This window comes from Sphingobium subterraneum (assembly GCF_014199435.1).
In the GTDB taxonomy this organism is placed as follows: Bacteria; Pseudomonadota; Alphaproteobacteria; order Sphingomonadales; family Sphingomonadaceae; genus Sphingobium; species Sphingobium subterraneum.
On sequence record NZ_JACIJP010000002.1, the window covers coordinates 275,425 to 301,328 of the forward strand.

31 protein-coding genes and 1 pseudogene are annotated in these 25,904 nt (G+C 65.6%); 21 read left to right on the forward strand and 11 right to left on the reverse strand.

The genetic code is table 11. The features are described 5' to 3' along the window. Positions 1-61 precede the first annotated feature (61 nt). Positions 62-766, forward strand: coding sequence for a fatty acid desaturase CarF family protein (locus FHS92_RS07990; RefSeq protein ID WP_184079348.1), 705 nt, complete (start codon positions 62-64; stop codon positions 764-766). A gap of 80 nt (positions 767-846) precedes the next feature. Here the strand turns inward: FHS92_RS07990 and FHS92_RS07995 are convergent, their stop codons facing one another. Then, positions 847-1,164: a hypothetical protein gene (locus FHS92_RS07995; protein ID WP_184079350.1), complete on the reverse strand. Its 318-nt coding sequence runs from the start codon at positions 1,162-1,164 to the stop codon at positions 847-849. Between the two features lie 73 nt (positions 1,165-1,237). Here FHS92_RS07995 and FHS92_RS08000 point away from each other — a divergent pair, with 73 nt between their 5' ends. Continuing rightward, complete coding sequence (locus FHS92_RS08000) at positions 1,238-2,371, forward strand: serine hydrolase domain-containing protein (protein ID WP_184079352.1); 1,134 nt, start codon at positions 1,238-1,240, stop codon at positions 2,369-2,371. A 145-nt stretch (positions 2,372-2,516) separates the two neighbouring features. Here the strand turns inward: FHS92_RS08000 and FHS92_RS08005 are convergent, their stop codons facing one another. From FHS92_RS08005 to pdxH, 3 genes are all read right to left on the reverse strand, one after another. Then, positions 2,517-3,629, reverse strand: coding sequence for a glycosyltransferase (locus tag FHS92_RS08005; RefSeq protein ID WP_184079354.1), 1,113 nt, complete (start codon positions 3,627-3,629; stop codon positions 2,517-2,519). Between the two features lie 69 nt (positions 3,630-3,698). Beyond that, a complete protein-coding gene (locus tag FHS92_RS08010; protein WP_184079356.1) occupies positions 3,699-4,676 on the reverse strand; it encodes a cation diffusion facilitator family transporter in 978 nt (325 codons plus the stop codon). Then, positions 4,673-5,254 carry a pyridoxamine 5'-phosphate oxidase gene (pdxH, locus tag FHS92_RS08015; RefSeq protein WP_184079358.1) on the reverse strand — a complete coding sequence of 194 codons (582 nt, stop codon included), beginning with the start codon at positions 5,252-5,254 and terminating at the stop codon, positions 4,673-4,675. Before pdxH ends, FHS92_RS08010 begins: the two co-directional genes overlap by 4 nt. A gap of 112 nt (positions 5,255-5,366) precedes the next feature. Between pdxH and FHS92_RS08020 the strand changes: the two genes are divergently transcribed. The 6 genes from FHS92_RS08020 (at position 5,367) to FHS92_RS08045 (ending at position 11,273) form a co-directional block, all read left to right on the forward strand. Then, entirely contained in the window at positions 5,367-6,311 is a 945-nt protein-coding gene (locus tag FHS92_RS08020) for a DnaJ C-terminal domain-containing protein (RefSeq protein WP_184079359.1), read from the forward strand. A gap of 130 nt (positions 6,312-6,441) precedes the next feature. Next, entirely contained in the window at positions 6,442-7,302 is an 861-nt protein-coding gene (locus tag FHS92_RS08025; RefSeq protein WP_425506241.1) for a YihY/virulence factor BrkB family protein, read from the forward strand. Further along, on the forward strand, positions 7,299-8,105 hold the full coding sequence (fabI, locus tag FHS92_RS08030; protein ID WP_184079363.1) for an enoyl-ACP reductase FabI: 807 nt from the start codon (positions 7,299-7,301) through the stop codon (positions 8,103-8,105). Before FHS92_RS08025 ends, fabI begins: the two co-directional genes overlap by 4 nt. Next, the gene (aroC, locus tag FHS92_RS08035; RefSeq protein WP_184079365.1) at positions 8,102-9,172 is read left to right on the forward strand and encodes a chorismate synthase; all 1,071 of its coding nucleotides are present in this window, start codon (positions 8,102-8,104) and stop codon (positions 9,170-9,172) included. The genes fabI and aroC overlap by 4 nt, the downstream gene beginning before the upstream one ends. 134 nt (positions 9,173-9,306) lie before the next feature. Beyond that, positions 9,307-9,822 carry a hypothetical protein gene (locus FHS92_RS08040; RefSeq protein WP_184079367.1) on the forward strand — a complete coding sequence of 172 codons (516 nt, stop codon included), beginning with the start codon at positions 9,307-9,309 and terminating at the stop codon, positions 9,820-9,822. A gap of 119 nt (positions 9,823-9,941) precedes the next feature. Further along, positions 9,942-11,273, forward strand: coding sequence for a dicarboxylate/amino acid:cation symporter (locus FHS92_RS08045; protein ID WP_184079370.1), 1,332 nt, complete (start codon positions 9,942-9,944; stop codon positions 11,271-11,273). Positions 11,274-11,367: 94 nt separating this feature from the next. Here the strand turns inward: FHS92_RS08045 and FHS92_RS08050 are convergent, their stop codons facing one another. Next, positions 11,368-12,117, reverse strand: a complete 750-nt coding sequence (locus FHS92_RS08050) for a glutaminyl-peptide cyclotransferase (RefSeq protein WP_184079372.1) — start codon at positions 12,115-12,117, stop codon at positions 11,368-11,370. After that, positions 12,114-12,854: a CAF17-like 4Fe-4S cluster assembly/insertion protein YgfZ gene (gene ygfZ, locus FHS92_RS08055; protein ID WP_184080251.1), complete on the reverse strand. Its 741-nt coding sequence runs from the start codon at positions 12,852-12,854 to the stop codon at positions 12,114-12,116. Before ygfZ ends, FHS92_RS08050 begins: the two co-directional genes overlap by 4 nt. Positions 12,855-12,903: 49 nt before the next feature. Between ygfZ and FHS92_RS08060 the strand changes: the two genes are divergently transcribed. Beyond that, on the forward strand, positions 12,904-14,238 hold the full coding sequence (locus tag FHS92_RS08060) for a dihydroorotase (protein ID WP_184079373.1): 1,335 nt from the start codon (positions 12,904-12,906) through the stop codon (positions 14,236-14,238). Here the strand turns inward: FHS92_RS08060 and rarD are convergent. After that, the gene (rarD, locus tag FHS92_RS08065) at positions 14,233-15,147 is read right to left on the reverse strand and encodes an EamA family transporter RarD (protein ID WP_184079375.1); all 915 of its coding nucleotides are present in this window, start codon (positions 15,145-15,147) and stop codon (positions 14,233-14,235) included. The two genes, FHS92_RS08060 and rarD, sit on opposite strands and share 6 nt — an antisense overlap. Positions 15,148-15,319: 172 nt before the next feature. Between rarD and FHS92_RS08070 the strand changes: the two genes are divergently transcribed. The 7 genes from FHS92_RS08070 to FHS92_RS08100 all read left to right on the forward strand — a co-directional run bounded on the left by FHS92_RS08070 (position 15,320) and on the right by FHS92_RS08100 (position 20,120). After that, positions 15,320-16,075, forward strand: a complete 756-nt coding sequence (locus FHS92_RS08070) for a hypothetical protein (RefSeq protein WP_184079377.1) — start codon at positions 15,320-15,322, stop codon at positions 16,073-16,075. A gap of 119 nt (positions 16,076-16,194) precedes the next feature. Next, positions 16,195-16,572, forward strand: coding sequence for a fluoride efflux transporter CrcB (gene crcB / locus FHS92_RS08075; RefSeq protein WP_246351867.1), 378 nt, complete (start codon positions 16,195-16,197; stop codon positions 16,570-16,572). Beyond that, entirely contained in the window at positions 16,569-17,885 is a 1,317-nt protein-coding gene (locus FHS92_RS08080) for an RluA family pseudouridine synthase (protein WP_184079379.1), read from the forward strand. Before crcB ends, FHS92_RS08080 begins: the two co-directional genes overlap by 4 nt. A 3-nt stretch (positions 17,886-17,888) precedes the next feature. Beyond that, complete coding sequence (locus FHS92_RS08085) at positions 17,889-18,500, forward strand: FMN-binding negative transcriptional regulator (protein WP_184079381.1); 612 nt, start codon at positions 17,889-17,891, stop codon at positions 18,498-18,500. Further along, on the forward strand, positions 18,500-19,159 hold the full coding sequence (locus FHS92_RS08090; RefSeq protein WP_184080255.1) for an HAD-IA family hydrolase: 660 nt from the start codon (positions 18,500-18,502) through the stop codon (positions 19,157-19,159). The genes FHS92_RS08085 and FHS92_RS08090 overlap by 1 nt, the downstream gene beginning before the upstream one ends. After that, positions 19,156-19,428 (forward strand): hypothetical protein, encoded by a 273-nt coding sequence (locus tag FHS92_RS08095; protein WP_184079383.1) that lies wholly within the window; start codon positions 19,156-19,158, stop codon positions 19,426-19,428. The genes FHS92_RS08090 and FHS92_RS08095 overlap by 4 nt, the downstream gene beginning before the upstream one ends. Then, the gene (locus tag FHS92_RS08100; RefSeq protein ID WP_184079385.1) at positions 19,425-20,120 is read left to right on the forward strand and encodes an ATP12 family protein; all 696 of its coding nucleotides are present in this window, start codon (positions 19,425-19,427) and stop codon (positions 20,118-20,120) included. The genes FHS92_RS08095 and FHS92_RS08100 overlap by 4 nt, the downstream gene beginning before the upstream one ends. Before the next feature lie 120 nt (positions 20,121-20,240). Here FHS92_RS08100 and gmk read toward each other — a convergent pair whose 3' ends face one another. Continuing rightward, positions 20,241-20,903 carry a guanylate kinase gene (gene gmk, locus FHS92_RS08105; RefSeq protein ID WP_184079387.1) on the reverse strand — a complete coding sequence of 221 codons (663 nt, stop codon included), beginning with the start codon at positions 20,901-20,903 and terminating at the stop codon, positions 20,241-20,243. Positions 20,904-20,969: 66 nt separating this feature from the next. Between gmk and FHS92_RS08110 the strand changes: the two genes are divergently transcribed. Continuing rightward, positions 20,970-21,575, forward strand: coding sequence for a DUF2585 domain-containing protein (locus FHS92_RS08110; protein ID WP_184079389.1), 606 nt, complete (start codon positions 20,970-20,972; stop codon positions 21,573-21,575). Positions 21,576-21,983: 408 nt separating this feature from the next. After that, positions 21,984-22,118: pseudogene (locus FHS92_RS08115) on the forward strand (DUF2585 family protein); the annotation flags it as partial. Between the two features lie 103 nt (positions 22,119-22,221). Here FHS92_RS08115 and FHS92_RS18730 read toward each other — a convergent pair. The 3 genes from FHS92_RS18730 to FHS92_RS08130 form a co-directional block, all read right to left on the reverse strand. After that, positions 22,222-22,641: a SecDF P1 head subdomain-containing protein gene (locus FHS92_RS18730; RefSeq protein ID WP_425506233.1), complete on the reverse strand. Its 420-nt coding sequence runs from the start codon at positions 22,639-22,641 to the stop codon at positions 22,222-22,224. 83 nt (positions 22,642-22,724) lie between these two features. Next, a complete protein-coding gene (locus FHS92_RS08125; RefSeq protein WP_184079393.1) occupies positions 22,725-23,051 on the reverse strand; it encodes a hypothetical protein in 327 nt (108 codons plus the stop codon). Between the two features lie 84 nt (positions 23,052-23,135). Then, complete coding sequence (locus FHS92_RS08130) at positions 23,136-23,636, reverse strand: SspB family protein (protein WP_184079395.1); 501 nt, start codon at positions 23,634-23,636, stop codon at positions 23,136-23,138. A 293-nt stretch (positions 23,637-23,929) separates the two neighbouring features. Here FHS92_RS08130 and hisB point away from each other — a divergent pair, with 293 nt between their 5' ends. Genes hisB through hisA form a run of 3 tightly spaced genes read left to right on the forward strand, consistent with a single transcriptional unit; the run spans position 23,930 to position 25,865 of the window. Beyond that, the gene (hisB, locus tag FHS92_RS08135) at positions 23,930-24,523 is read left to right on the forward strand and encodes an imidazoleglycerol-phosphate dehydratase HisB (protein ID WP_184079397.1); all 594 of its coding nucleotides are present in this window, start codon (positions 23,930-23,932) and stop codon (positions 24,521-24,523) included. Further along, positions 24,520-25,134, forward strand: a complete 615-nt coding sequence (gene hisH / locus FHS92_RS08140) for an imidazole glycerol phosphate synthase subunit HisH (protein WP_184079399.1) — start codon at positions 24,520-24,522, stop codon at positions 25,132-25,134. The genes hisB and hisH overlap by 4 nt, the downstream gene beginning before the upstream one ends. Further along, on the forward strand, positions 25,131-25,865 hold the full coding sequence (gene hisA, locus FHS92_RS08145) for a 1-(5-phosphoribosyl)-5-[(5-phosphoribosylamino)methylideneamino]imidazole-4-carboxamide isomerase (RefSeq protein WP_184079401.1): 735 nt from the start codon (positions 25,131-25,133) through the stop codon (positions 25,863-25,865). Before hisH ends, hisA begins: the two co-directional genes overlap by 4 nt. Positions 25,866-25,904 lie beyond the last annotated feature (39 nt).

Consider the following 25,904-nt stretch of genomic DNA (forward strand, 5'->3'; position numbering starts at 1 on the left):
GTGCGGTGGCATGACGATAAGGGAGATTGGCCCATAGCGCGCGCGCTGCTACATAGCCGCCATGGCCCTGCGTTTCGTCCTTGTCCTCTTTGCCCTGTCGCTTGCCGTGAATATCGCGCTGGTGGTGGCGGACCCGAGCTGGTGGATCATCCCCGCGCTGTTCGTCGGGTGGTTCGCGGCGGACGCGCTGTCGGGCGTCGTGCATATGGTGATGGACTATCACCCGTGCCGCCCCGGAATGGGGCTGGACCGCATCTATTTCTACACCGGGTCGCGCGAATCGGAGGAGTATCAGGCGCTGTTCCGCGCGGCGATGGCGCGGCTCAATCCGCTCGAACGGCTGGTCTACGACTTCAAGAACCACCATCCGCGTCCCGATGCGCTGGGACGTCGCACGATGCTGCGGCAGATCGGATCGAGCGTGGTGGCGGGTTCGCTGCCGCTCTCGCTGATGCTTAACCTCGCGGCGCTGCTCCTTCCCGTGCCGGGATGGGCGATGGCAGCGATGGTATCGCTGCTGATCGGCGGGACCTTCGCGCAATATTTCCATGGCTCGCTGCACCGGGCCGACAATCCGTGGATCATCACCGCGATGCGGCGTGTCGGCCTGCTGATGACTCCGGCGGCGCACCAGTTGCACCATGACAGCCTGCGCCGCGATTTCAGCACCAATTGCGGGTGGAGCAATGGCGTGCTTAACCGGGTGTTCGCGCTGGCGTATCGGCGCGGTTGGCTGACGGATGCGGGGCTGGAGCCTGCGGGGTAAATAGCTCCGCTCGCCCTGAGCGTGTCGAAAGGCCGTGGAGAAGAACGGGGCTTCGACAGGCCCAGCCCGAACGGATTTACCTATTCCTTCACCATCAAACAGCCATAGCCCGCCTTGTACTGCGCCGAGGCCCGGCCGAGCAGCGGCACGCGGCCGACGATCGTCTGATGTTCCGGAATTTCCGTCAGGCTGACCGCGCCCGCATCCAGCGCGACATCGCCCTGGCAGCTGTCCATCGTGCGTCCCTCGACATAACGGCAGGAGCAGGTGATCCGCGCGGCATAGGCCGATCCAGCCTGCGCCTTCGCCCGCCACGCGCCCCAGTTCCAGGCCACGAACGCCGCCAGGATGACAAGGATCACGCCTGCGCCCTTGATCAGGGTCTGCCGCTTTGCCATGACTGCCTTTCCGCCGAACCGTAAGTCTGTAACAGGCTGGCCACGGCTCTGCCGCCATGACCAAGAGGGCCTCATGAATAGCAAAAGACCCCAAGTTGCAAGCGTCAGACGCTGGCTGTTGCCGCTCGTCGCGCTGGGCGCGCTCGGTACGGCGCAGCCGGGGCCAGCCGTGCCGGGGGACGCGGACGCCGACTATACGGTGATCAGCGGCAGTGGAAATGTCAGTGCACAGACGCTGCGCACCGCGATCGCGCCGCTGTTCACCGACGAGGCACTGGGTACGACGCAGTCGCTGCTGGTGATGCGCGACGGGGCGGTGATCGCGGAACGCTATGGCGAGGGGATTGCGCCCGGCACACCGCTGCTGTCGCGCTCGGTCGGCAAGTGCGTGACGGCGGCGCTCGTCGGGCTGATGGTGTCCGATGGGCGGCTGGCGCTCGATTCGCCGGTGCCGGTGGGCGCGTGGGACCAGCCGGGCGATCCGCGCGGCGGCATCACGCTGCGCCACCTGCTGACGATGACGTCGGGTCTGGAGCATCGTGAGGCGGGCGATCCGCTCGCGTCTTCCGACACGGTACGGATGCTGTTCACCGACGGCGCACACGACATGGCGGCCTTTGCCGAAGCCAAGCCGATCGCCGCGAAGCCTGGGACGCAGTTCAACTACAGCACCGCCGACACACAGATATTGTCGGACCTCCTCACGCGCATGCTGACCGACAGCACCGATCCCGATGTGCGCCGCGCGGCGATGATGGACTTCGTGCGCGGGCGACTGATCGAGCCGGTGGGCCTCAAGAGCCTGACGCCGGAATTCGACGCGCGCGGGACGATGATCGGCGGGGCGATGCTGCACATGACGACGCGCGATTATGGCAGGCTGGGCGAGTTTCTGCGCCAGAAGGGCCGCGCGGGCGGGCGGCAGATCCTGTCGGCGCGCTGGGTCGATTTCATGACCCATGCGTCCGCGCGCAACCCGGCTTATGGCGGGCATCTGTGGGTGAACCGCGAGGGGACCGGCAACCCGCTATTCCCGGGGCGCGGATCGCGCGGGCTGTTCGCCTGCGTCGGCCATCATGGGCAATATGTGATCGTATCCCCGGCGCAGCGGCTGGTGGTGGTGCGCATGGGCCTGACCGCCGAGGAGCAGATGGGCGCGTTGCGCGGGGCGCTGGCGGGGTTGGTCGAGCAGTTCCCGGCAGGTTAGGCCGGATCGACATTCAGCCCTGATGGCCTGCAAATGGCAACTTTCCGTGCTTCCGGTGCTCACGTACTGTAAGTACGCTGCGCTCCGGGTCACGAAAACTTGCCATTTTCGACACATCATCATCTGAATGTCGATCCGGCCTAGCTCAACCCGCCCGCCCCTTCGCGGTCGCCGCGTCGCAGAGCGCCTGCCACAATCGGGCGAGGCCTTCGTCCGCCTCGTCCGCCATGTCGGAGGGCACGCGCGAGACCAAATTGCACCCGCCATCGGCAAGCGCGCGCAGCATCGCTTTCATGCCGTCCAATGTCGGTTCGAACGCATGGCCCAGCCCGCCGCCCGCCTCGACCATCGAGGCATGGTTGCCGTGGAGCACGGGCGCGCCGCACATCTGCGCTTCGAGGATCGGCATGCCGAAGCCTTCGTAGATCGACGGCATGCAGAAGGCGGTACACGCGCCGTAGAGGGGGGGCAGATCCTCCGACGGGACATAGCCCAGCCGCCGGAGCATGCCCGAGGCTTCCCCCTCGGCAACGACCTGCTCGATCTCCGCGCTGAGCCAGCCGGTGCCGCCCGCATGGACGATCAGCGGCAGATCCACCCCGGCCTTGCGCACCTCCGCCGCGGCCTGCAGGAAGAGCGGGATGTTCTTGCGCGGCTCCAGCGTGCCGACCACGAGGAGGAAATCGTCCGGCAGGGCATAGGCGTCCCGCACCCGAGCGACATCCTGCGCATCGGGCAGGTGGTAGCGGGGCGGAACGCGCGGGCGGACGGTGTAGCGCGACGGCACGCGATAATAACGCTCGACATCCCGCGCGGTGGCGTCGGAATTGCTGGTGACGACATCGGACCGGCGCGCCGAGAGCGGCTGGAACAGGCGGCGGCTCCAGCGCACCATGCCGACCTGCGTTTCCGGCGCGAAGCGGTAGACGAGATCGTGGAAGGTGACGACCCGCGCCATCGCGCCAAGCGGCCCGATCGGTACGAACCCGTTCGTCCCCCAATAGATGTCGCAACCGTCCGCGCGCAGCGGCCCGGGAAGCTGGAGGTTCTGCCAGAAGACGCCGCGCCATCCGCCCAGATTGGGCCGAAGCTCGACATTGGGAAGGTCCGGGAAATGGATGTCGGTGTTGCTGTAGAGGATCCAGCGCACTTCGGGGTGCTGCTGGCACAAGGGCAGCAGCAGGTCGTAGACATAATTGCCGACGCCGGTCCTGTGCCGGGTCAGGCAGCATGCATCCACGCCTATTGTGCTGATCACGCTGTTCGCCTCCGTCGTGTGTGTCAAAGCGGATCCCGGTCGGGATGCCTCCAGTGTCTGCCGGTTCGATCAGGCCTGCTGGTCGTCGCCCTCGCCCATTTCCTCGGCCAGCACCTCGAACGCGTCACGCCCGCGCAGCGCGCCGGGATCCTTCCGTTCGACATGGCCGTCCGGATCGGGATGAATAAGGATCTCGACGCCGGGAAAGGCGGCGTGCAGCTGTTCCTCGACATCGTCCATCACGTCGTGAACGCGGCGCACGGTCATATCGGGATCGACCCAGACGTGAAACTGCGCAAAGCGGTGCGATCCGCTGGTCCGCGTGCGCATGTCATGCAATCCCCGCACCTCGGGGTGCGCCGAGGCGATGGCAATCAGGCGTTCGCGATCTTCGATCGGCCATTCCTGATCCATCAGATGCTCCATCGCCGACTGGCCGGACCGCCACGCTCCCCAGCCGAGCCACAGCGCGATCCCAAAGCCGAACAGCGTATCCGCGCCCTGAATGCCCATGACATGATCGAGCACCAGCGCCACGATGACAGACAGGTTCAGGAAGAAGTCGGACTTGTAATGCAGGCTGTCCGTGCTGATCGCGAGCGAACCGGTCTGCGCGATGACCCGGCGCTGATAGGCGATCAACACGAAGCTCAGCAGGATCGCGGCGATCGACACGCCGATGCCCAGCGTAGCGGACTCGACCGGATGCGGGTTGCCGATCCGGCGGAAGGACTCGACGGCAAGGCCCACGGCGGCGAGCGTGATGAGCGTGACCTGGAACAAGGCGGCGAGCGCCTCGGCCTTCCCATGGCCGAAGCGGTGCTGGGTATCGGCCGGTGTCGCCGCGACGTGCACCCCGCACAGGGTGACGAGGCTGGCGACGAGATCGAGCGCCGTGTCCGCCACCGACCCGAGCATCGCGACCGAGCGCGTGCTCCAAAGCGCAGCGATCTTCAAACCCAGCAGGATGACCGCGACCGCGACGCTGGCCAGCGCGGCCTTGCGGGTCAGCGCGCCCTGGGCAAGCGCGTGCGCATCGGCGTTCATGGATAGAGCATCCCTTCATCCCAGCCCCCATCGGCGGCGGGCGTGAAGAGGCGGCGCTCGTGCAGGCGATGCTCGCGATCCTGCCAGAACTCGATGCGGTCCGGGCGCAGGCGAAAGCCCGACCAGTGCGGCGGGCGGGGCACATCCTGCCCATCGAACCGGGCGCGCATTTCCTCGTACCGCTGCATGAACACATCGCGCGAGGCGAGCGGGCGGGACTGGTCCGACGCCCAGGCGCCGAGCTGCGAATCCCGGCTGCGCGTCGCGAAATAAGCATCCGCCGTGGCATCGTCGACGCGGCCCACGACGCCTTCGATCCGGATCTGGCGGCGCAGCGACTTCCAGTGGAACAGCAGGGCGGCGTTGGGGTTGGCGAGCAGGTCGCTGGCCTTGCGCCCCTCGAAATTGGTGTAGAAGATGAACCCGTCCGGGCCATGCCCCTTCAGCAGGACCATCCGCACGGACGGACGCCCGTCCCCATCCACCGTGGCCAGCGCCATGGCGTTGCTGTCGTTGACTTCACTGGTGCGGGCCTGCGCGAACCAGTCGTCGAAAAGCAGGAAGGGGTCTGTGCGCATATAATGCTATGCTGTAGACGGCTTGTGGCTGTACCTCAACAGCAGGGTTGAACGCACGGCTTTCCCGCGCCACATGGGTGCGCGTTGAACGTCTAGAGTGATCAGGAGCAGAATGGCCGATCCGTACAGCGTATTGGGGGTACAGCGCGGGGCAACCGACGCGGAGATCAAGTCCGCCTATCGCAAGCTTGCCAAGGAACTGCACCCCGACAAGAACAAGGACAACCCGAAAGCCAGCGAACGCTTCGCGCAGGCAACGAACGCCTATGACCTGCTGAGCGACAAGGACAAGCGCGGGCGGTTCGACCGGGGCGAGATCGACGGAGACGGCAATCCCACGGCGCCGTTCGGCTTTGGCGGGGGGCATCCTGGCGGGGGCGGCGGCTTCCGCGGCGGGCACCCGGGCGGCCAGGGCGGCGGCTTCGACTTCGGGGGCGGTGGCGGCGGCGATTTCAGCGACATTTTCGAGGGACTGTTCGGTGGGCGTCAGGCGGGTGGCGGCGGACCGTTCGGGCGCGGGCAGCGGGCAGCGCCGCCCAAGGGCGCGAACGTCAATTACCGGCTGGCGGTCGATTTTGCCGATGCCGCGACCCGCGCGCCGCAGCGTATCACCCTGCAGGACGGCAAGCCGCTCGACGTCAAGCTTCCCGCCGGGGTCGAGCATGGCATGCAGATGCGCCTGTCGGGCAAGGGACAGCCCGGCCCGGGCGGGGCGGGCGACGCGATCATCACGATCGAGATCCGGTCGCATCCCTTTTTCGTGCGCGACGGCGACGCGGTCCGCATCGACCTGCCCATCACGCTCGCCGAAGCGGTGGCGGGCGCCAAGGTCCGCGTGCCGACCGTCGACGGGCCGGTGATGCTCGCCATTCCGCCGGGCAGCAGTTCGGGCAAGACGCTGCGCCTCAAGGGCAAGGGATTCACGACCAAGTCCGGCGAGCGCGGCGACCAGTATGTCCGGCTGATGGTCGAGGTGCCGGCCGACGACGCCGCGCTGAAGGCATTTGTGGAAAATTGGCACGACGATCGATCCGTACGCGGACACATGGGCGTCTGACCCGCGTTTCGCCGCTATGCAGGACGTCTCCCCCCAATCTCCCGAGCAGCGGCGCAAACGATCCACCCTCCAGCGCTTTTCCGGCCGGGAACGCGATGCGAACGGGCGGCTGCTGTCGGCGACCTATGCGATGGAGGTCGGCAAACGGGTCGCGATCGGCGTCTATAACGACGGCTTCATCCATGCGGGCAACCTTGCCTATCTCTCGCTGGTCGCGCTGTTTCCCTTCTTCATCGTGGCGGCGACGATCGCCAGCATCTTCGGGCGAACGCAGGACGGGGTGGCGGCGGTCAACGCCTTCCTGCTCGCCGTGCCGCCCGATGTCGCCGATGTGCTGCGCGCTCCGATCGAGGGCGTTCTCAACGCGCGGGCGGCGAGTGGCGTGCTCTGGCTGGGCGCGATCGTCGGGCTGTGGACAACCGGGAGCCTGATCGAGACGATCCGCGATATCCTGCGCCGCGCCTATGGCACGAAGGGCGGTCTGCCGTTCTGGCAGTACAGGCTGCGGGCGATCGGCATCATCGTATTGAGCGTCATCGCCACGATGTTCGCCTTCTCCGCGCAGGTGGCGATGACCGGCGCGGATGAATTTCTCCATCGCCTGCTGCCCTTTGCGGACGAGGCGATCCAGATCGTGTCGGCCACGAAGCTGGTGCCGCTGCTCGTGCTGATGGCCGCGCTCTATGCCCTGTTCTATTCGCTGACGCCGGGGCGCTATCGGGACCGGCGCTTTCCCAAATGGCCCGGCGCGGTGCTGACGGCCCTGTGGTGGTACGGCACGCTGGTGCTGCTACCCTGGGCGCTGTCGCATCTGGCGAGTTACGATCTGACCTATGGCAGCCTCGCCGGTGTGATGATTACGCTCATTTTTTTCTTTCTCGTCGGGCTGGGCGTGGTAATTGGCGCCGAACTGAATGCGGCTCTGGCGGAATTTCCCGACGACGCAGCGCCGCCGATCGAAGAACCAAAGCGGGAGGGTGCTGGCTTATGACGGGTTTGATGGCAGGCAAGCGGGGGCTGATCATGGGCCTTGCCAACGACAAGTCGCTGGCCTGGGGCATATCGAAGGCGCTGTACGCGCAGGGCGCGGAACTTGCCTTTTCCTATCAGGGCGAGGCACTCGAAAAACGCGTCCGTCCGCTGGCCGCCGAAGTGGGGTCCGACTTCCTGATCCCGTGCGACGTGACCGACATGGCCTTGCTCGACGCGACCTTCGATGCGGTGAAGGAGCGCTGGGGCGGGCTGGATTTCGTTGTTCACGCCATCGGCTTTTCCGACAAGAACGAACTGCGCGGCGGCTATGTCGACACCACGCTGGAGAATTTCCTGCTGACGATGAACGTGTCCGCCTACAGCTTCGTCGCGGTGGCCAAGCGCGCCCGTCCGCTGATGCCCGAGGGCGGATCGCTGCTGACGCTGAGCTATTATGGCGCGGAAAAGGTCATCCCGCATTACAATGTGATGGGCGTGGCCAAGGCGGCACTGGAAACGAGCGTCAAATATCTCGCTATGGATCTGGGGCCGGAGAATATCCGGGTAAACGCGATCTCCGCCGGGCCGATCAAGACGCTGGCGGCGAGCGGGATCGGCGATTTCCGCTACATCCTCAAGTGGAACGAGCTGAACTCGCCGCTGCGCCGCAACGTCACGATCGAGGATGTCGGCGGGGCTGGCCTCTATTTGCTGTCCGACCTGGCGAGCGGCGTGACCGGCGAGATCCACCATGTCGACGCAGGCTACAACGTCATCGGCATGAAAGCAGAGGACGCGCCCGACATCGCGCTGGAGAAATGAGCTTCAACAGCTTCGGCCGCGTTTTTCGTTTCTCCACCTGGGGGGAAAGTCACGGTCCGGCAATCGGGGCGATGGTCGACGGCTGTCCTCCGGGACTGGCGCTGTCGGAAGCCGATGTGCAGCCGTTCCTCGACAAGCGCCGTCCGGGCACATCCAAATTCACGACGCAGCGGCAGGAGCCGGATCAGGTCCGTATCCTCTCTGGCGTATTCGAAGGCAAGACGACCGGCACGCCGATCAGCCTGATGATCGAGAATGTCGACCAGCGATCGAAGGATTATGGCGACGTCGCCAAGGCCTATCGCCCCGGCCATGCCGATTACGCCTACGACGCGAAATACGGGTTCCGCGATTATCGGGGCGGCGGGCGGTCGTCAGCGCGGGAAACCGCGTCGCGCGTGGCGGCGGGCGCGGTGGCGCGGCTGGTGATCCCGGAGGTCACCATCCTCGGCTATGTCAGCGCGATCGGCGGCGACGCGATCGACCCCGCGCACTTCGATGCAGCGGAGATCGGCAACAATCCGTTCTTCTGCCCGGATGCCAAGGCAGCGGCGCGCTGGGAGAAACTGGTTGATGACGCGCGGCTCGCCGGATCGTCGCTGGGTGCAGTGGTGGAATGCGTCGCGACCGGCGTTCCCGCAGGCTGGGGCGCCCCGCTCTACGCCAAGCTCGACGCCGAACTCGCCAGCGCGATGATGAGCATCAACGCGGTCAAGGGCGTGGAAATCGGCGACGGCTTTGCCGCGGCCGCCCTGCGCGGCGAGGAAAATGCCGATCCGATGCGACCGGGTGACGCGGGAGCGCCGGCATTTCTGGCAAACCACGCGGGTGGAATTGCGGGTGGCATTTCCACCGGCCAGCCGGTGCGCGTGCGCGTGGCGTTCAAGCCGACCAGCTCGATCCTCATCCCGGTCGAGACGGTGACCCGCGAGGGGCAGGCGAGCGACATCATCACCAAGGGCCGCCACGACCCCTGTGTCGGTATTCGCGGCGTTCCGGTCGTCGAGGCGATGATGGCGCTGGTTTTGGCCGATCACAAACTGCTGCATCGCGCGCAATGCGGCTGAGCATGCCCTAAACGCCTTTTGTAAGCTGAGGTTCATCCTGCTGCGGTGAACGGCCTCCTGATCCGGTCGAACACCGGAACAAGCGGAGCGGCGGCTGGTTCTCTTCCCGACAGAATATGTCGAGGAGAAAGAACATGTTGAAAACAACCATTTCGCTGGCAGCGCTCGCGCTCGCCCTTCCCGCAGCGCATGCCCAGTTGGGCGGTGGCGTCGGCGGAACCGTTGGCGGTACGGTCGGCGGCGCAGGCAGCACGGTCAATGGGACGCTGGGCGGAACGGGCGGCGTGGCCGCTGACACCGGCGTGGTCGATCAGACCACCGACACGGCACAGCATACGACCGGTCATGTGAAGCACAAAGCCGACGCTACGGGTGACACCGTACGCACCACGGCCGAGAAAAACGCCGAACGGGCCAAGGAGCGCGGCGCAGCCGTGTCCGAACAGGCGCGTAACAAGACGACCAATACGGGCAATGCCGTGGCGGACACCGCCAAGGATGCGACCACATCCAGTGCGAGCGGTTCGGCCGGGACGACCGGATCGGTCGGGTCTGACGGCGCTAGCGTCGGCGCTTCGGGTTCCGGTAGCGGATCGGTTGGCGGCACATCGACCAGCGGTTCGATGAGCGGCGGCGCTACCGCCCGCTAATCGACCTGTATCGTTACCAAGGAGAGAGGACCGGAGGCTTGGCTTCCGGTCCTCTTTTCTTTGGCAAAGGGCACGCAGCTATGCCAGTGTCGGCATCTCAACCCTGATGTGGAGTGCGCATGGCACAGGTGAAGACCCGGCGGCTGACCCAGTTTATCCTGTTCGGAATGGTTGCCGGGCTGATCACCGGCACGGTGGCGAACCAGATGATCGGCGGCGATGCCGAGCAGGCCAAGAATGTCGCGGATTATTTCCACCTGCTCGCCGATATCTTCCTGCATCTCATCAAGATGATTATCGCGCCCCTGGTGTTCGGCACGCTGGTGACCGGCATCGCGCATATGGGCGACAGCGCGGCGCTGGGGCGGATCGGCGGCCGGGCGATCGGCTGGTTCGTCATCGCCAGCCTGATCTCGCTCAGTATCGGGCTGATCTTCGTCAACCTGTTCCAGCCCGGCGTCGGCCTCAACATGGCCCTGGCGACACCGGACGCGGCGGTGGATACCAAGGCGCTCAATTTCCGGGACTTCGTGCTGCACATCTTCCCGACGTCGATCATCGACGCGATGGCGAGCAATTCCATTCTGCAGATCGTGGTGTTTGCGGTGTTCGCCGGGGTGGCGTTGACCGCCATTGGCGAGCGCGGCAAGCCGCTGGTGACGGCGACCGAGGCGCTGGTCGAGCTGATGCTGCAGATCACCGCCTATGTGATGCGCTTTGCGCCGGTGGCGGTGTTCGGGGCAATCGCGGCGGTGATTACCAAGCAGGGGCTCGGCGTCCTCAAGACCTTTGGCGCGCTGGTGGGCGAATTCTACCTCGCGCTGTCGACGTTGTGGCTGCTGCTTGGGATCGCCGGATTTCTGGTTCTGGGGCGGCGCATCTTCCGCCTTGCGCGCTATATCCGCGAGCCGTTGCTGATCGCCTTTTCGACCGCGTCTTCGGAAAGCGCCTATCCCAAGATGCTCGAACAGCTCGACCGTTTCGGCGTGCCGCGCCGGATTTCGAGCTTCGTGCTGCCGCTGGGGTATAGTTTCAACCTCGACGGGTCGATGATGTCGGCGGCGTTCGCGACGATCTTCATTGCGCAGGCCTATGGCATCGACGTGCCGATCGGCACGCAGATCACCATCCTGCTTGTCCTGATGGTGACGAGCAAGGGCATTGCGGCGGTGCCGCGCGCGTCCCTGGTGGTGGTCGCGGCGACACTGGCGCAGTTCAATCTGCCGGTCGAAGGCGTGGCGCTGGTGCTGGCGGTCGATCATTTCATGGATATGGGCCGTACCGCGACCAATGTGCTGGGCAACGCGATCGCGACCAGTGTCATCACCAAATGGGAAGGCATGCTGGAAGTCGAGGAGCCGGACACTATCGAACCGCCCCGTGCGCCCGCCCATACGGCGGCCGGGGGCCTTGCCGGGCTGGAACTGGACGAGGATATGCTGCGGAAATAGGGTGAGGCTCTCCCGCGGCGCCGTTGGCCCCGAGTGGGAACTGAGCGAAGTCGAAATAGCTCCTCAGCACGAACGGAGCGTGGATAAGCGATCCTTATTTCCGCTTTAGCCGGATCTCGTACAGCTTCGGCCAGTATTTCCCGGTGACGAACAGCCGGTCGGCCGCCTTGTCATAGGCGATGCCGTTGAGCACGGCGTCGAAGTTGCTGAGTTTCAGCGTGCGGGTGAGCGGACCAAGGTCGATCCAGTCGATGACTTTGCCCGTCGCCGGGTCGATGCGCGCGATGCGGTCGGTCATCCAGACATTCGCCAGCACCTCGCCCTTCACATATTCCAGCTCGTTGAGCATCGGCACGGGCTTGCCGTTCCATGTGACCGTCACCGCGCCCGCCGGTGCGAAGGTGACCGGGTCGAAGAAGCGCAGCTGGGCGGTGCCGTCGCTCATGATGAGGCGTTTGCCGTCCTGCGTCAGGCCCCAGCCTTCGCCCTCGTAATGAAAGGTCGTGGTGGGGCGGAAGGTCGCGCGGTCCCAGCGGAAGCCGGTGCGGTGCCGCCAGGTGAGCGAGATCAGCTCGCCGTTCCAGTCGGTCAGTCCTTCCCCGAAATAACGCGCATCAATGGGCGCGCGGCGGAGCACCTGCCCGTCCTTTAGACGCACTTCGCGAATCTGCGACACGCCGAACTGGCCGACGCTTTCGTAGAGCGACCCGTCGAGGAAGATCAGCCCTTCGGTGAAGGCGTCGGTAGCGTGGGGAAAAGCACGCACGACTTTCCATGCCGTGTCGGCGAAAGCAGGCGGCGCGACGAGGCACAGAAGCGCGAGAAGCAGTCGAACGCGCTTCATGCCGAGGCATTCTCCGCGACGGCGTGCGCCAGCCAGGGGGCCAGCGGCAGATCGCCCAGATCCTCTACCCGCCGATGGTCGATCGCAAGGCCGAGATCCGGCAGGGCAAGGCGTTGCCGTGCGGGATCGGACGCCCCGAGCGGCACGACGATGAGCCGTCGGTTGACCTTCGCGCGGTAATGCATGCGGGCGGTGTTTTCCTGCCCGACATAGCAGCCCTTGGCGTAATCGACGCCGTTCAGTTCCCCGGCATTGGCTTCGAGCCAGAGCGTCTGGTCGCTGCCGAGTTCGGCGATACCCTCGGTCACGCCGAGCGAGAGGCGGTGGGCGCGAAAAGCCGGCGCTGCGTCACCGTCCCCGGCGGGCGCAAGCCAGCGGACGCCGAGTTCGGCAAGGCGCGGGTCGGGTGCCCTGCCCTCGCCGCTTTCGGGCGACCAGTGGACCGCAAGGCTGTCGTCGCGGGCGATGTCGACCTTGCGCCGCAGCCGGTAGAGCGTGAGGCGGCGGGCGAGCGCGTCGGCCTGCGCGGCTTCACAGTCGATCAGCACAGCGTCGCCATCGGCCCAGAGCAGGAAGTCGAACAGCGCCTTGCCCTGCGGCGTGAGCAGACCGCCCCAGCGCGGCGCGCCGTCGGCCAGCCCCAGGACATCCTGCGTGATCAGCCCCTGAAGGAAGGGGCGGGCTTCCTCGCCGGAAATTCGGATGAGCGCGCGGTCTTTGAGGGTGGTGCTGGCCATGCGCATTAGGTAGGACGAGTCCCATCCCCCGCCAAGGACCAATAGCGCCATGCCCCAGACTTTCGACATGATCCTCGCCCACGGCAATGTGCATACGCCGAGTGGCCCGGTGAGCGCCGACATCGGTGTGCGGGGCGGACGGATTGCGGCGATCGGCACCGGCGCGGCGGATGCGGGCGAGCGGATCGACTGCACCGGCCTCGACATCCTGCCCGGCGTCATCGACAGCCAGGTGCATTTCCGCGAGCCGGGGCTGGAGCACAAGGAGGACCTCGAATCGGGCAGCCGCGCGGCGGTGCTCGGCGGGGTGACGGCGGTGTTCGAAATGCCCAACACGTCGCCCAACACCGACAGCGCGGATCGCGTGACCGACAAGCTCGCCCGCGCGCATCACCGCATGTGGTGCGACCATGCGTTTTATGTCGGCGCGACGGCGGACAACGCCGAGCAACTGGGCGAGCTGGAACGGATGCCAGGGACGGCGGGCGTCAAGATCTTCATGGGCGCATCGACCGGAAGCCTGCTGGTGGATGATGACAATGCCCTCGCCCGCGTGCTGGCGCATGGCAACCGGCGCGTCGCGATCCATGCCGAGGACGAGACGCGGATGAACGCGCGCAAGGATTATCGGGTCGAGGGCGATCCCGCTTCGCACCCGGTCTGGCGCGACGATGAAAGCGCGATGATCGCCACCCGGCGGATTATCGGGCTGGCGCGGGCGGCCAAGCGGGGCATCCACATCCTCCACATCACCACGCCCGCCGAACTGGACGTCATCGGCCAGAACAAGGATATCGCGACCTGCGAGGTGACGCCGCAGCACCTGACCTTGGGCGGGGAAGACGCCTATGCGCGGCTGGGCACCTATGCGCAGATGAACCCGCCGATCCGCAGCGCCGCGCACCGCGACGGGCTGTGGCACTGGCTCAACCAGGGCGTGCCCGACGTGCTCGGGTCCGACCATGCGCCGCACACGATCGAGGAAAAGGCCAAGACCTATCCCGCAAGCCCAAGCGGTATGCCGGGGGTGCAGACGCTGGTGCCGTTGCTGCTCAACCATGTGGCGGAAGGGCGTTTGACGCTGCAACGCTTCATTGACCTGACGAGCGCCGGGCCGCAGCGGGTGTTCGGGCTGGTCGGCAAGGGACGGATCGCGGTCGGCTATGACGCGGATTTTACGGTCGTCGACCTCAAGAAGCAGTGGACGGTCGGCGCGGACTGGCTCGCCTCACGCTGCGGCTGGTCGCCGTTCGAGGGCGATCAACTCACCGGCAAGGCGATCGGCACGATCATCCGCGGCCACCGCGTGATGTGGGACGACACGCTCGCCAACGACGCGATCGGCGAACCGGTGCGGTTCGAGAGCACGACGTTCCGATCATAAGGGAGCGGGAATATCCTCTGCGCTTTTCTGCCGGGCGGCGCGCACCGTATCCAGCGTGTAGAGCGCCAGTGCGCTCCAGATGATGCCGAAACTTGCCAGTTGCTGCGCGCTGAGCGTCTCGTCGAACAGGGTGATGCCCAGGATGAACACCAGCGTGGGCGCGATGTACTGGATCAGCCCCAGCGTCGCGAGCGGGAGCGAACGCGCTGCGACCGAGAAGAGCAGCAGCGGAATCGTCGTCATGATACCAAGCGCGCATGTCGCAAGGCTTGGCACCAGTGCCTGCCCGAACTGTTCGGTGCCGTGGATGACGAGGCTGATCATAGAGACCACGGCCACCGGGGCCAGCAGCAGCGTTTCCAGCGTCAGGCCATCGAGCGGCCCGACCGGCGCGGTCTTGCGGATGAGACCGTAGAGCGCGAAGCTCGCCCCCAGCAGCAGGCTGATCCACAAGGTGGTGACTGCCGCGACCGCCATCACCGCCACGCCGACGCAGGCCAGACCGACCGCCGCCTTCTGCGCCGGGCGCAGGCGTTCGCCTAGCACAACTATGCCCAGCGCGACGTTCATCAGCGGGTTGAGGAAATAGCCGAGGCTGCCCGCGAGCACATGCCCGTTCAGCACCGCCCAGGTGTAAAGCAGCCAGTTCGACAGGATCAGGCCGCCGCTCATCATCAACGCGCGCAGGATGCGCTGGTCGCGCAACAGGAGCAGCGTACGCCCCCAGTCGCGTCGTATGCCCACGATGATGGCGAGCAGCGCCATCGACCAGAGGATCCGCAGCGTTATGATCTCCAGCGCGGAAAATCCGCGCGCGAACCAGAAGAACACCGGCATGGTGCCCCAGAGGCTATAGGCGCAGACGGCGGCGGTGACGGCGCGACGGGCGGGAAGCGGGGCGGAGGCCATCGCGCTCCCTTGCGCCATGCTGCGCTGCAGCGCAAGCGCGTAACGCCTAAACATGCGCCGAATGGAGACAGGGGGCGGTTAACAAATTCTTACTGTTTAACCGTCTTTCCTAACAGATTATTAACGATCATCCCGCTAGTGCGGGACCAACGCTCCACTGGGGAAAGCCGTCATGAACCGTGCCCGCCTGTCCTGCCTGACCGCGACCGCCATGCTGTCCCTGCTGCTGGCCGGATGCGGGAAGAAGAGCAACGAGAACAATCTCGCGACGCTCGACGCGCAGCTGACCAACAATACATCCGACCCGGCGCTGCGCGAGGCGCTGGAATCGCCGGTGACGGTGGACCCGGACCTGACCAGCCAGTCCAACCGGCACAGCGTCCGCCCGTCCGACACGCCGCTCGACGGCGCGGTGCCGGTCGAGCTGGGTGCGCGGCCGACGGTGGCGCAACTGGAGAAGGCTGCCGGAGGCAAGCTGATGTCGGCTCCCGCCGCCACCAAGGCAGACAGCGAGGAGCTGGTGCCGGTCACGCTTGGCGCGCTCGCCAAGCAGCAGCGGAGCGGCAGCCAGACCAAGCGCGACTGCCCTGCCTCGCGCCTCAGCTATGCAATGGAATGGGCGCAGCGGCTTCCCGCCGCCTTCCCGATCTATCCCGGCGGGCAGCTTCAGGAAGCGGCGGGCGCGGACAACGGCCCGTGCGGCATCCGCGCGGTGAGCTTCACGACGAAGGCGCCGGTGCAGGATGTCCTCGATTTCTATTATACCACCGCGACCCGCGCGCGTTTCAACGCCGAACGGCAGATCCGCGACGGTCAGGATGTGCTGGGCGGCACGCGAACAAGCGACGACGGCGCGTATCTGGTGATGGTCCAGCCGGTGCGCGGCGGGGGAGCTTCGGTCGATATCATTGTGAACGGCGGGTTGTAACGGCGGGATGACATTAAGAAGCCCCTCCCGCTGAACTCAGCTCAGCGGGAGGGGTGAGATAGGAGCTCCTGCAACAACACACGTTCCCTTTCGGCCCGAATCCCTCTAGGGCTTCCCCTATGAACAGCCTGCTCGTCATGCTGGGCGGCGCGGTGGGGGCGCTGGCCCGTTACCAGTTCGGTCGCCTGGCGCTGGCGGGCTTCGGACCCGGCTTCCCGTGGGGGACACTGGGCGTCAACCTGATCGGCGGGCTGGCGATGGGTTTGCTGGCCGGGTCGCTGGCGCGCTTTTCCACCGGAAGTGGGGAAAGCCTGCGCCTGCTCCTGGGCGTCGGGGTGCTCGGCGGGTTCACGACCTTTTCTGCCTTCAGCCTCGACACGATGCTGATGCTGGAGCGTGGCGAAATCGCGTCCGCTCTGTTCTATGTCGCCGTTTCGGTCGGGGGGTCGGTCCTCGCCCTGTTCTGCGGTCTCTTCCTGATAAGGACAATCGCATGAGCAAGCCCCCTTCCTCCAAGAACTCCGGCCCGCCCTCGCGGTCGCGCAATCCGGGCAAGTTTGAAGCGCCCAAGAAGCGCGGCGCGAAGCATGGCAAGGGCAGCAAGGTCGCGCCCAAGCCGCCCCGCCCGCCGGTGGCGAAGAAGCCGCCCAAGGCCGCCAGTGCGCCGGTCGAAGCCACGCCCAAGCCCGCCAAGGCGCTGAAACCGGCGAGCACGGCCGTGCTGACCTTTCCGGTGGCGGGGGATGATGATGGCATCCGCCTCGACCGCTGGTTCAAGCGGCATATGCCGGAGGTGAGCTTTGCGCTGGTGTCGCGCTGGGCGCGTACCGGGCAGTTGCGCGTCGATGGCGCGCGGGCGACGCCGGGTGACCGGCTGGCCGAGGGGCAAGTCATCCGCGTTCCCCCCGCCGACACGCGCGCGATGGCGGAAGCTGCGCCCAAGGCGAAGGCCAAGGCGCCCCGCCCCGTCCTCTCCGACGAGGAGACCGACTTCGCGCAGGACATGGTGATCCATCGCGACGAGCAGGCGATCGTGCTCAACAAGCCGCCCGGCCTTGCGACGCAGGGTGGGACCAAGACGATCGAGCATGTCGACGGGCTGCTCGATGCGCTGCGCTTCGAGCGGGACGACCGGCCCAAGCTGGTCCACCGGCTCGACAAGGATACGTCGGGCGCGCTGCTGGTGGCGCGGTCGGCACGATCGGCGGGTTTCTTCGCTAAGGCGTTTTCGAGCCGCACCGCACGCAAGGTCTATTGGGCGATCGTCGTCGGCGTTCCCTCCATCAACGACGGGTTCATCGACCTGCCGCTCGCCAAGCAGCCGGGGACGGGCGGCGAGAAGATGCATGTCGACGAGGCGGAGGGCCTGCCCGCGCGCACCCGCTACCGCGTGATCGAGCGGGCGGGCAACCGCGCGGCGTGGGTCGAGCTGCAACCCTATACCGGGCGTACCCACCAGTTGCGCGTGCACCTCGCCGCGATCGGCTTTCCGATTGTGGGCGACGGCAAATATGGCGGCAAGGACGCGTTCCTGACCGGCACGATCAGCCGCAAGATGCACCTGCACGCGCGGCGCATCCGCATTGATCATCCCGACGGCGGCAAGGTCGACGTGATGGCGGAACTGCCCCCGCATTTTGCCGAGAGCCTTGTCGATCTGGGCTTTGACCTCTCACTGGGCGACATGCCGCTCGACGAGGAAATCGACACCGGGCCGACGAAGGAAGACCAGAAGAAATTCGCGCGCCAGCACGCCAAGACGGTGCGCAAGGAGCGGCGGGGCGAACGGCGCGGGCGGGGCGCGCATTAGCCTATGCATCCGGATGCGGCCTTTCGCTGGGACGACTTGGCATCCCTGACGGATTTCGTCAGCGTCCATTCGTTCGGCATGCTGTTCGCATCGACGCCCGAGGGACCGAGGGTTGCGCACGTGCCCGTGACGTGGCTGGACGAGAGACGGGACGAAATGCGGCTCGGCTTTCACCTGTCCCGCAACAATGGTCTCGTCCGGCATCTGGAGGGATCAAGAGCGCTGTTCGTCGCCAATGGTCCCCATGGCTATGTGAGTCCCGACTGGTACAATGCCGCCGATCAGGTGCCGACATGGAACTATGTGTCGGTCGAGCTGGAGGGATCGGTTTCGACGCTGCCGCCGGATGATCTGCCGCTGCTGCTCGATCGCCTGTCCGGGGAGAACGAAGCCCGTCTGGCTCCCAAGCCGTCCTGGACGCGCGCCAGGATGGATACCGAAAAATTCACGCGGATGCTGGGCGGGATCGTCGGCTATGAACTGCGGGTGGACCAATGGAGGGGCACCCGAAAGCTTGGCCAGAACAAGCCCGTTGCCCTGCGGACATCCGTCGCCGACGCTCTGGAAGCCGTGGGCAACGATGCACTGGCGGCGCTGATGCGAGAGGGCCCATGATGAGCAACCGCCTCGCGTTGTTCGATTGCGACGGCACTCTGGTCGACAGCCAGCATGATATCGTCGAGGCGATGAACCGCGCGTTTGCCGCCGTGAAGCTGGCGCCACCGCCACGGCCGGAGATCCTCTCGGTCATCGGCCTGTCGCTGCCGCTCGCCATGGCGCGGCTGGTGCCCGATGCGGAGGAGCGGTTCCACGATCATCTGGCCGAGCAGTACAAGGCGGCGTTCCGCGCGATGCGGCACGCGGACGGCGTGTCGGAGCCGCTCTATCCCGGTATCGCCGAGCTGGTGGTGAAGCTTGCCGAAGACGGATGGATGCTGGGCGTGGCGACGGGCAAGTCCGACCGGGGCCTGCAGATCTGCCTCACCACCCATGGCATCATCGACCATTTCGTGACGTTGCAGACCGCCGACCGGCATCCGTCCAAGCCGCATCCGTCGATGGCGCATCTGGCGATGAGCGAGGCGGGCGCGCGGCCCGAAACGACGGTGATGATCGGCGATACGAGCTATGACATGGAGATGGCGGTCAACGCGGGCGTGCGCGGGATTGGCGTCAACTGGGGCTATCACAGCCCGCAGGAGCTGATGGCGGCGGGCGCGCACGCCGTGGCGGTGGACATGGACGATCTGGCGCGCCATATCGCCGACCTATGACCGATCCTGACTTTCCCCCGGCACCGGAACCGACCGCTGCCCAACGCGAAGCCGCCGCGAAGCAGCGTTTCATTGCGCTCAACCTCTTCCGCCTGTCGGGCGTAGCGATCGTGATGTTCGGCTTTCTCATCATGATGGAGCGTTTCGGCTTCGTGGCCGGGCAGAAAGCGAAGATCATGGGCGCGATCATCGCGACGGTTGGCCTGTTCCAGACGATCGTGGTGCCGCGCATCCTCGTGCGGGCGTGGCGTACGCCGAGGGAAGAGTGAAGCGGTTCTACAAGGAGGTTGCGCTCGCGCCCGGCGCGGATGGCTATGGCATCGCGCTGGACGGCCGTCCCGTGCGTACCCCGGCGCGGGCGTTGCTCGCTTTGCCGACGCAGGCGCTTGGCCATGCGGTGGCGGAGGAATGGCGCGCGCAGGTGGAGGAGATCGACCCGGCGTCGATGGTGATGACCGGCCTTGCCAACGCCGCGATCGACCAGATCGCGCCCAACCACGCATCCTTTGCCGCCGGTGTCGCCGCCTATGGCGAGACCGACCTGCTCTGTTATCGCGCGGAGGCCCCCGCCCCGCTGGTGGCGCGGCAGGCGGGCGAGTGGCAGCCGTTGCTCGACTGGGCCGGGCAGCGCTACGACGTGGCCTTTGCCGTCACGCAGGGGATCGTCCATGTCGCGCAGCCACAAGCGACGGTGAAGCGGCTCAGTCAGGCGGTGGCGGCGTGCGATGCGTTCACGCTCGCGGGCCTGTCGACGCTGGTGAGCATCAGCGGATCGCTGGTGATCGGGCTGGCGGCGATCGAGGATGCGTTCGCGCCCGATGCGCTGTGGCTGGCGTCCGAACTGGACGAGCGCTGGCAGGCGGAACTGTGGGGCGAGGATGCCGAGGCGCTCGGCCGGCGGGAGCGGCGCGGCGCGGAATTCACGCGCGCGGCGGCGTTTTGCGCGCTGGTGCGGGGGTAATCCTGTTCCGTTCGCCCTGAGTAGGGGCTGAGTGTATCGAAGTCCTGTATCGAAGGGTGCTTCGATACGTCGTTTCGACAGGCTCAACGACACTCAGCACGAACGGGTCTAGAGCCGTTCCTACGCCTCCGCCGCCCGTTCCAGCTTGCGGATAAAGCCGATGATGCCGGTCTGGCGGCTGCGCTTCAGGCGCTCGGCCTCTAGGATGGTCTGCACCTTGGCGAAGCAGGCGTCGGCATCGTCATTGACGAGCACATAGTCATAGCCGTCCCAGTGGGCGATTTCGTTGGCGGCACGGGCCATGCGGCCGGTGATGACGTCCTCGCTGTCCGTCCCGCGTCCGCGCAGGCGGCGTTCCAGCTCGTCCATCGAGGGCGGCAGGATGAAGACGCGCACGACATCGCCCCCGGCGATCTGGTGCAATTGCTGCGCGCCCTGCCAGTCGATATCGAACAGCACGTCACGCCCAGCGGCGAGCATCGCCTCCACCGGTGCGCGCGGCGTGCCGTAGCGGTTGCCGAAGACGTGCGCCCATTCGAGAAATTCGTGGTTCGCGACCATCGCCCGGAAGCGTTCCAGATCGACGAAATGATAATCCTTGCCGTCGACCTCGCCGGGGCGGATCGGGCGGGTGGTGGCGGACACCGACATCTGCAACCCGTTATCGGCGGCGAGCAATTTGCGCGCGATGGTCGATTTCCCCGCGCCGGAGGGGGACGAAAGAACGAACAGGACGCCGCGACGCTTGAAGCCATGCGGGTCGGTCTGGTTGCTGTGGGCCATGCCTGCTAGTGACGGGAAGCGCGCGGCTCGTCAATATCGCGATGAACCGAGCGGGGGGAGAGAGGCATGATCGAGGTGGCGGGGGTGAAGGTGCGGCGGCGCACGGCGATGACGATCCTGATACTGATCGCGGGCGCGGCGGCGCTGCTGCTCGCGATGGGACGGCCGGCGATCTGCACCTGCGGCACGGTGAAGCTGTGGGAGGGCGCGGTCAATTCCGCCGGGAACAGCCAGCATATCGCCGACTGGTACAGCTTCAGCCATATCATCCACGGCTTTCTATTCTACGCGGGGACGTGGTGGCTGCTCGGGCGCAAGCGGCGGGATGGCACGCCGCCGCTGCTGCGCCGGGACGCACGGCTGGCCGTGGCGGTGGCGATCGAGGCGGGGTGGGAGCTGCTGGAAAACTCGCCGATCATCATCGACCGCTACCGCACCGCCACGATCGCGCTCGGCTATACCGGCGATTCGGTGCTCAACAGCCTGAGCGACATCGGCATGATGATGGCGGGCTTCCTGTTCGCCGCGCGCATGCCGGTACGGGTGACGGTGCTGGTCGCAGTGGGGTTCGAGCTGCTAACGCTCTGGACGATCCGCGACAACCTGACGCTCAATGTGCTGATGCTGACCTGGCCGGTGGAGGCGGTGAAGCTATGGCAGGCTGGGGGGTAGGGAACTTTCGGATGCTGTAGTAACAACCCAAGTCGCAAATTTTGAGTCGCCAGCTAGGTCCTTCTGTTCTAGAATTTCGCTATGCATCATACAGGCGCTGATGGAGAATATTACAGGAGACAACGGGCAAAACTTGACCCTGATGATGGAAATCGTTGGTATCTTCTTATCAAAGAATTACGTGCCGAGCACGGCTGCACCCTTGACGAAGCCCACCGCATTGCTCTCGCGGACCCGACATGGCGGCGCTGGTTGGAAAGCCGGATCAATCACCACCCAAAATGCCGTAAGTCCGCGTTATGGCATATACGCAATTATGGCGACGCATCGTTAATTCGCCAGGTGGGAAATAGGCTTAAAATCCGCTAAACCAAACAGCCGTCCGCTACCCTGCGCGACCGAGTTCAGTGGCTCCGCCTCAACGTGGTTGTGCTCGACATCGAGCTGCTAACGCTCTGGACGATCCGCGACAATTTGTCGCTCAATGTGCTGATGCTGACCTGGCCGGTTGAGGCGGTGCGGGTGTGGCAGGCTGGGGGGTAGGAGGTGGTTCTGAACCGACTGACACCACCGTTCGTGCTGAGTAGCCATTGAGCCTGTCGAAATGGCATATCGAAGCACCCTTCGATACGGGCCTTCGCCAAGCTCAGTCCCTACTCAGGGCGAACGGAAGTTGGGATGGCAGGGGACAGGAAATCCGCACCGCCGCCAGGATTCTTTTTGAATAGTTCGGTGATAGGCCAGCGATCTGGAAAGAGCCGCCTGTAATGGGTTCGTGGACGCGCACGTTCATGATTACCTGACCGCCGAGCCGTAACGCGAGATCTTTACCAACATGCTTGGCCGTTTCGATTGCGACAACCTGACGCCCTGCGTCTGTCAGCAACAGGGACAAAGCATCACCAGACGACGAGACTTTCGCCACTTTGCCCCTACAGAGAACAACGTCTCCTAATTGCAAATATTGATTGGCGAAGAATAGCTTAGGCTCCGCCAACAGTACTGACGGGAAAGTCAACATCGCTATAAAGCACAAAGGTACCGCTCGGAATAATGTTCGTCTCATAAACACAATGTGTCATTAAATTCCGATGCTCGCAAATAGTGAGGTCCTAACGGCCATACATGACCAGACAGCACATCAAAACATTACAACCGCGTCCCGCCCTGCGCCACCGAGTTCAGCGGGTCCGCGTCGAAGGTCGTGGTACTCGGCTGCACCGCCGCTTCCGTAACGGCCGGGCCGACGGGCTTGGCGTTCAGGGCGGCGAGGGTTTCGCGGCGTTCGTCGCGTTCTTTCTTGCGCTGCCACAGCTTGTGGGCGACCCACACGCCGCCGATGGTGGCTGCGCCCAGCGGCGAGCGGGTGATGACGCGGGATGCGATGACGCCGACGGCGGCACCGAGCACGCCCGAGCGGCCGACTTCATCCGCGACGCGCGCGCCCACAAAGCCCGAAATGAATTTACCCAGCATGTTGACGGCGCTCCCTGAAGACTGTGTGTCCTCAACCCCTTTGCGCCCGCGCCGGTTCCTCATGCTGTGGCTTAAACCCCGCCGCTATTTCTTTTTGCCGAAATCGACGGTGACGACGTTCGATCCGTCCTCGGCCGCCGTGGCGGAGCCGCCCTGCGAGCTGCCGACGCCGTCATTCTCGGCCGCTTCGTGGGGTTCCGGGCCATCGTCGTTCGCTTCGACCTGGAATTGCAGGGCGAAGTTGACCGCCGGATCGACGAAGGCGGTGATCGCGGCATAGGGAATGATGAGCTGCGCCGGGATCTGGTTAAAGGTCAGGCTGACGCGAAAGAGATCGTCCTCCACCTTCAGGTCCCAGAACTTGTTCTGGAGCACGACGGTCATTTCATCGGGGAAGCGCTCGGCCAGGTGCGTCGGGATGGAGACACCGGGCGCGCGGGTCTTGAAGGTAATGTAGAAATGATGCTCGCCGGGGAGCAGGCCGTTATGCTCGATCTGCCCCAGCACGCGGCCGACCACGGCCCGCAGCGCTTCCTGCACGATTTCATCATAGGGAATCAGGCTGTCGGGCAAATTTTCGCTCATGCGCCCTTCCTAGCGCAGGGCCGGGGCCGGTCAAGCCTTCCCGGGCGGATCATATTGCCCTTCGGTCGTCTTCGACTCCAGCCCTGATGGCCTGCAAATGGCGATCTTTCGCGCTTCCGGTGCTCACGTACCTTAAGCACGCTGCGCTCCGGGTCACGAAAGACCAGCATTTTGCCCTACGGTCGTCTGCGACTCCGTCACATCATCATCTGAATGTGACCCGCCCGGGGGGCAAGCTACAGCGAATCGCCCGCAACCGTTGCACCGCTGCAAATCCGCGCTATAGGGGCGGCATGCGCCAAGCGGAAATCCAGCGGACCACCGGCGAAACGTCGGTTTTTGTCTCCCTCACCCTCGACGGGACGGGGCGGTACGAGGTGTCGACCGGGATCGGCTTCCTCGATCACATGCTGGAGCAGCTCTCGCGCCACTCGCTGATCGACCTGAAAGTCGAGGCCAAGGGCGATCTGCACATCGACCAGCACCACACGACCGAGGACACCGGCATCGCGATCGGCGAGGCGCTGGCCAAGGCGCTGGGCGACAAGCGCGGCATCACGCGCTTCGGCAGCGCCTATTCGCCGATGGACGAGACCCTCTCGCGCGTGGCGATGGACATTTCGGGTCGTCCTTTCCTCGTCTGGAAGGCGGAATTTTCCATGCCCCGGCTGGGCGAAATGGACACCGAGCTGTTCCAGCACTGGTTCCACAGCTTTGCCGATGCGGCGGGGATCACGCTGCACGTCGAGAATCTCTACGGACAGAACAACCACCACATCATCGAGAGCATCTTCAAGGGGCTGGCGCGCGCGTTGCGGCAGGCGGTCGAAATCGACCCGCGCAAGGCGGACAGCATCCCCTCCACAAAGGGTACGCTGGGAGGATGACCGTCGCGCTGATCGACTATGGCGCGGGCAATCTTCATTCGGTTCACAACGCACTGGTGAAGGCGGGGGCGACCGACGTCGTCATTACCGCCGACGCGGATGTGGTGGCGAAGGCGGACCGGATCGTGCTGCCGGGCGTCGGCGCGTTCCGCGCGTGCCGCGATGCGCTCGCCGCCGTGCCGGGGATGATCGACGCGATGCGCGACGCCGCGCTGGTGCGGGGCGCACCCTTCCTCGGTGTGTGCGTGGGCATGCAGTTGCTCGCCGACGCGGGTGAGGAATTCGGGCGGCATGCGGGGCTGGGCTGGATCGGCGGGACGGTGCGGCTGATCGAGCCGGCGAGCGATGATATCAAGGTGCCGCATATGGGCTGGAACGATGTGCGCCCGACGCGCGACCATCCGCTGATCGTGCCGGGCGAGGCCTATTTTCTGCACAGCTATCATTTCGACGCCGCTGACCCTGAAGACGTGCTGGCGGTGAGCACCCATGGCGCGCATTTGGTCGCGGCGGTGGGGCGCGGCAACATCGTCGGCGTGCAGTTTCACCCGGAAAAGAGCCAGAGCTACGGCCTTTCCTTCCTCTCCCGCTTTCTGGAATGGCAGCCATGAGCCTGATCGTTTTTCCCGCCATCGACCTCAAAGGGGGGCAGGTCGTGCGCCTCGCCGAAGGGGATATGGGCCGCGCGACCGTCTATGGCGACGATCCGGCGGCGCAGGCGTCCCTGTTCGCGCAGGCGGGCGCGCAGCATCTGCATGTGGTCGATCTCGATGGCAGCTTTGCAGGCCATGCGGTCAACGCAGAGGCGGTCGAGGGGATCGTGCGCACCTTCCCCGGCCATGTGCAACTGGGTGGCGGGATCCGCAACCGCGAGGCGGTGGAGCGCTGGTTTGACCTGGGCGTATCGCGCATCGTCATCGGCACGGCGGCGCTGAAAGACCCGGAGTTCGTCAAGGAAGTGGCGCGCGACTTTCCCGGCGGGATCGTCGTCGCGGTCGATGCGCGCGACGGCTTTGTCGCGACCGACGGCTGGGCGGAAAAATCCGACATGGAGGTCATTGACCTCGCCCGCCGGTTCGAGGACGCCGGGGTCGCCGCCCTGCTCTTCACCGATGTGGGTCGCGACGGGATGCTCAAGGGCTGCAACATCGACGCGACCGTCGATCTGGCACTCGCGGTCGACATTCCGGTGATCGCGAGCGGCGGTGTCGCGGGCATTTCCGACATCCGCGTGCTGAGCCTGCATGTGAACGACGGGATCGAGGGCGTGATTACGGGGCGCGCGCTGTACGACGGGCGGCTGGATCTGGCGACCGCGCTGGCGCTGGCGGCGGCGGGGTAATGGCGCTACTTTGGATAATGGGCATCACCATGTCGGGCT

What these genes read in the sequence shown, in the direction of transcription:
- pdxH (WP_184079358.1), bottom strand. Translation starts at nt 5,254, where the DNA reads ATGCGCACAGACCCCTTCCTGCTTTTCGACGACTGGTTCGCGCAGGCC.
- FHS92_RS08110 (WP_184079389.1), top strand. Translation starts at nt 20,970, where the DNA reads ATGATCGAGGTGGCGGGGGTGAAGGTGCGGCGGCGCACGGCGATGACG.
- aroC (WP_184079365.1), top strand. Translation starts at nt 8,102, where the DNA reads ATGAGCTTCAACAGCTTCGGCCGCGTTTTTCGTTTCTCCACCTGGGGG.
- FHS92_RS08010 (WP_184079356.1), bottom strand. Translation starts at nt 4,676, where the DNA reads ATGAACGCCGATGCGCACGCGCTTGCCCAGGGCGCGCTGACCCGCAAG.
- hisA (WP_184079401.1), top strand. Translation starts at nt 25,131, where the DNA reads ATGAGCCTGATCGTTTTTCCCGCCATCGACCTCAAAGGGGGGCAGGTC.
- ygfZ (WP_184080251.1), bottom strand. Translation starts at nt 12,854, where the DNA reads ATGGCCAGCACCACCCTCAAAGACCGCGCGCTCATCCGAATTTCCGGC.
- hisB (WP_184079397.1), top strand. Translation starts at nt 23,930, where the DNA reads ATGCGCCAAGCGGAAATCCAGCGGACCACCGGCGAAACGTCGGTTTTT.
- FHS92_RS07990 (WP_184079348.1), top strand. Translation starts at nt 62, where the DNA reads ATGGCCCTGCGTTTCGTCCTTGTCCTCTTTGCCCTGTCGCTTGCCGTG.
- FHS92_RS08045 (WP_184079370.1), top strand. Translation starts at nt 9,942, where the DNA reads ATGGCACAGGTGAAGACCCGGCGGCTGACCCAGTTTATCCTGTTCGGA.
- FHS92_RS08025 (WP_425506241.1), top strand. Translation starts at nt 6,442, where the DNA reads ATGGAGGTCGGCAAACGGGTCGCGATCGGCGTCTATAACGACGGCTTC.
- FHS92_RS08050 (WP_184079372.1), bottom strand. Translation starts at nt 12,117, where the DNA reads ATGAAGCGCGTTCGACTGCTTCTCGCGCTTCTGTGCCTCGTCGCGCCG.
- FHS92_RS08070 (WP_184079377.1), top strand. Translation starts at nt 15,320, where the DNA reads ATGAACCGTGCCCGCCTGTCCTGCCTGACCGCGACCGCCATGCTGTCC.
- FHS92_RS08080 (WP_184079379.1), top strand. Translation starts at nt 16,569, where the DNA reads ATGAGCAAGCCCCCTTCCTCCAAGAACTCCGGCCCGCCCTCGCGGTCG.
- FHS92_RS07995 (WP_184079350.1), bottom strand. Translation starts at nt 1,164, where the DNA reads ATGGCAAAGCGGCAGACCCTGATCAAGGGCGCAGGCGTGATCCTTGTC.
- FHS92_RS08040 (WP_184079367.1), top strand. Translation starts at nt 9,307, where the DNA reads ATGTTGAAAACAACCATTTCGCTGGCAGCGCTCGCGCTCGCCCTTCCC.
- hisH (WP_184079399.1), top strand. Translation starts at nt 24,520, where the DNA reads ATGACCGTCGCGCTGATCGACTATGGCGCGGGCAATCTTCATTCGGTT.
- FHS92_RS08060 (WP_184079373.1), top strand. Translation starts at nt 12,904, where the DNA reads ATGCCCCAGACTTTCGACATGATCCTCGCCCACGGCAATGTGCATACG.
- FHS92_RS08125 (WP_184079393.1), bottom strand. Translation starts at nt 23,051, where the DNA reads ATGCTGGGTAAATTCATTTCGGGCTTTGTGGGCGCGCGCGTCGCGGAT.
- fabI (WP_184079363.1), top strand. Translation starts at nt 7,299, where the DNA reads ATGACGGGTTTGATGGCAGGCAAGCGGGGGCTGATCATGGGCCTTGCC.
- crcB (WP_246351867.1), top strand. Translation starts at nt 16,195, where the DNA reads ATGAACAGCCTGCTCGTCATGCTGGGCGGCGCGGTGGGGGCGCTGGCC.
- FHS92_RS08020 (WP_184079359.1), top strand. Translation starts at nt 5,367, where the DNA reads ATGGCCGATCCGTACAGCGTATTGGGGGTACAGCGCGGGGCAACCGAC.
- FHS92_RS18730 (WP_425506233.1), bottom strand. Translation starts at nt 22,641, where the DNA reads ATGAGACGAACATTATTCCGAGCGGTACCTTTGTGCTTTATAGCGATG.
- rarD (WP_184079375.1), bottom strand. Translation starts at nt 15,147, where the DNA reads ATGGCCTCCGCCCCGCTTCCCGCCCGTCGCGCCGTCACCGCCGCCGTC.
- FHS92_RS08130 (WP_184079395.1), bottom strand. Translation starts at nt 23,636, where the DNA reads ATGAGCGAAAATTTGCCCGACAGCCTGATTCCCTATGATGAAATCGTG.
- FHS92_RS08090 (WP_184080255.1), top strand. Translation starts at nt 18,500, where the DNA reads ATGAGCAACCGCCTCGCGTTGTTCGATTGCGACGGCACTCTGGTCGAC.
- FHS92_RS08095 (WP_184079383.1), top strand. Translation starts at nt 19,156, where the DNA reads ATGACCGATCCTGACTTTCCCCCGGCACCGGAACCGACCGCTGCCCAA.
- gmk (WP_184079387.1), bottom strand. Translation starts at nt 20,903, where the DNA reads ATGGCCCACAGCAACCAGACCGACCCGCATGGCTTCAAGCGTCGCGGC.
- FHS92_RS08000 (WP_184079352.1), top strand. Translation starts at nt 1,238, where the DNA reads ATGAATAGCAAAAGACCCCAAGTTGCAAGCGTCAGACGCTGGCTGTTG.
- FHS92_RS08085 (WP_184079381.1), top strand. Translation starts at nt 17,889, where the DNA reads ATGCATCCGGATGCGGCCTTTCGCTGGGACGACTTGGCATCCCTGACG.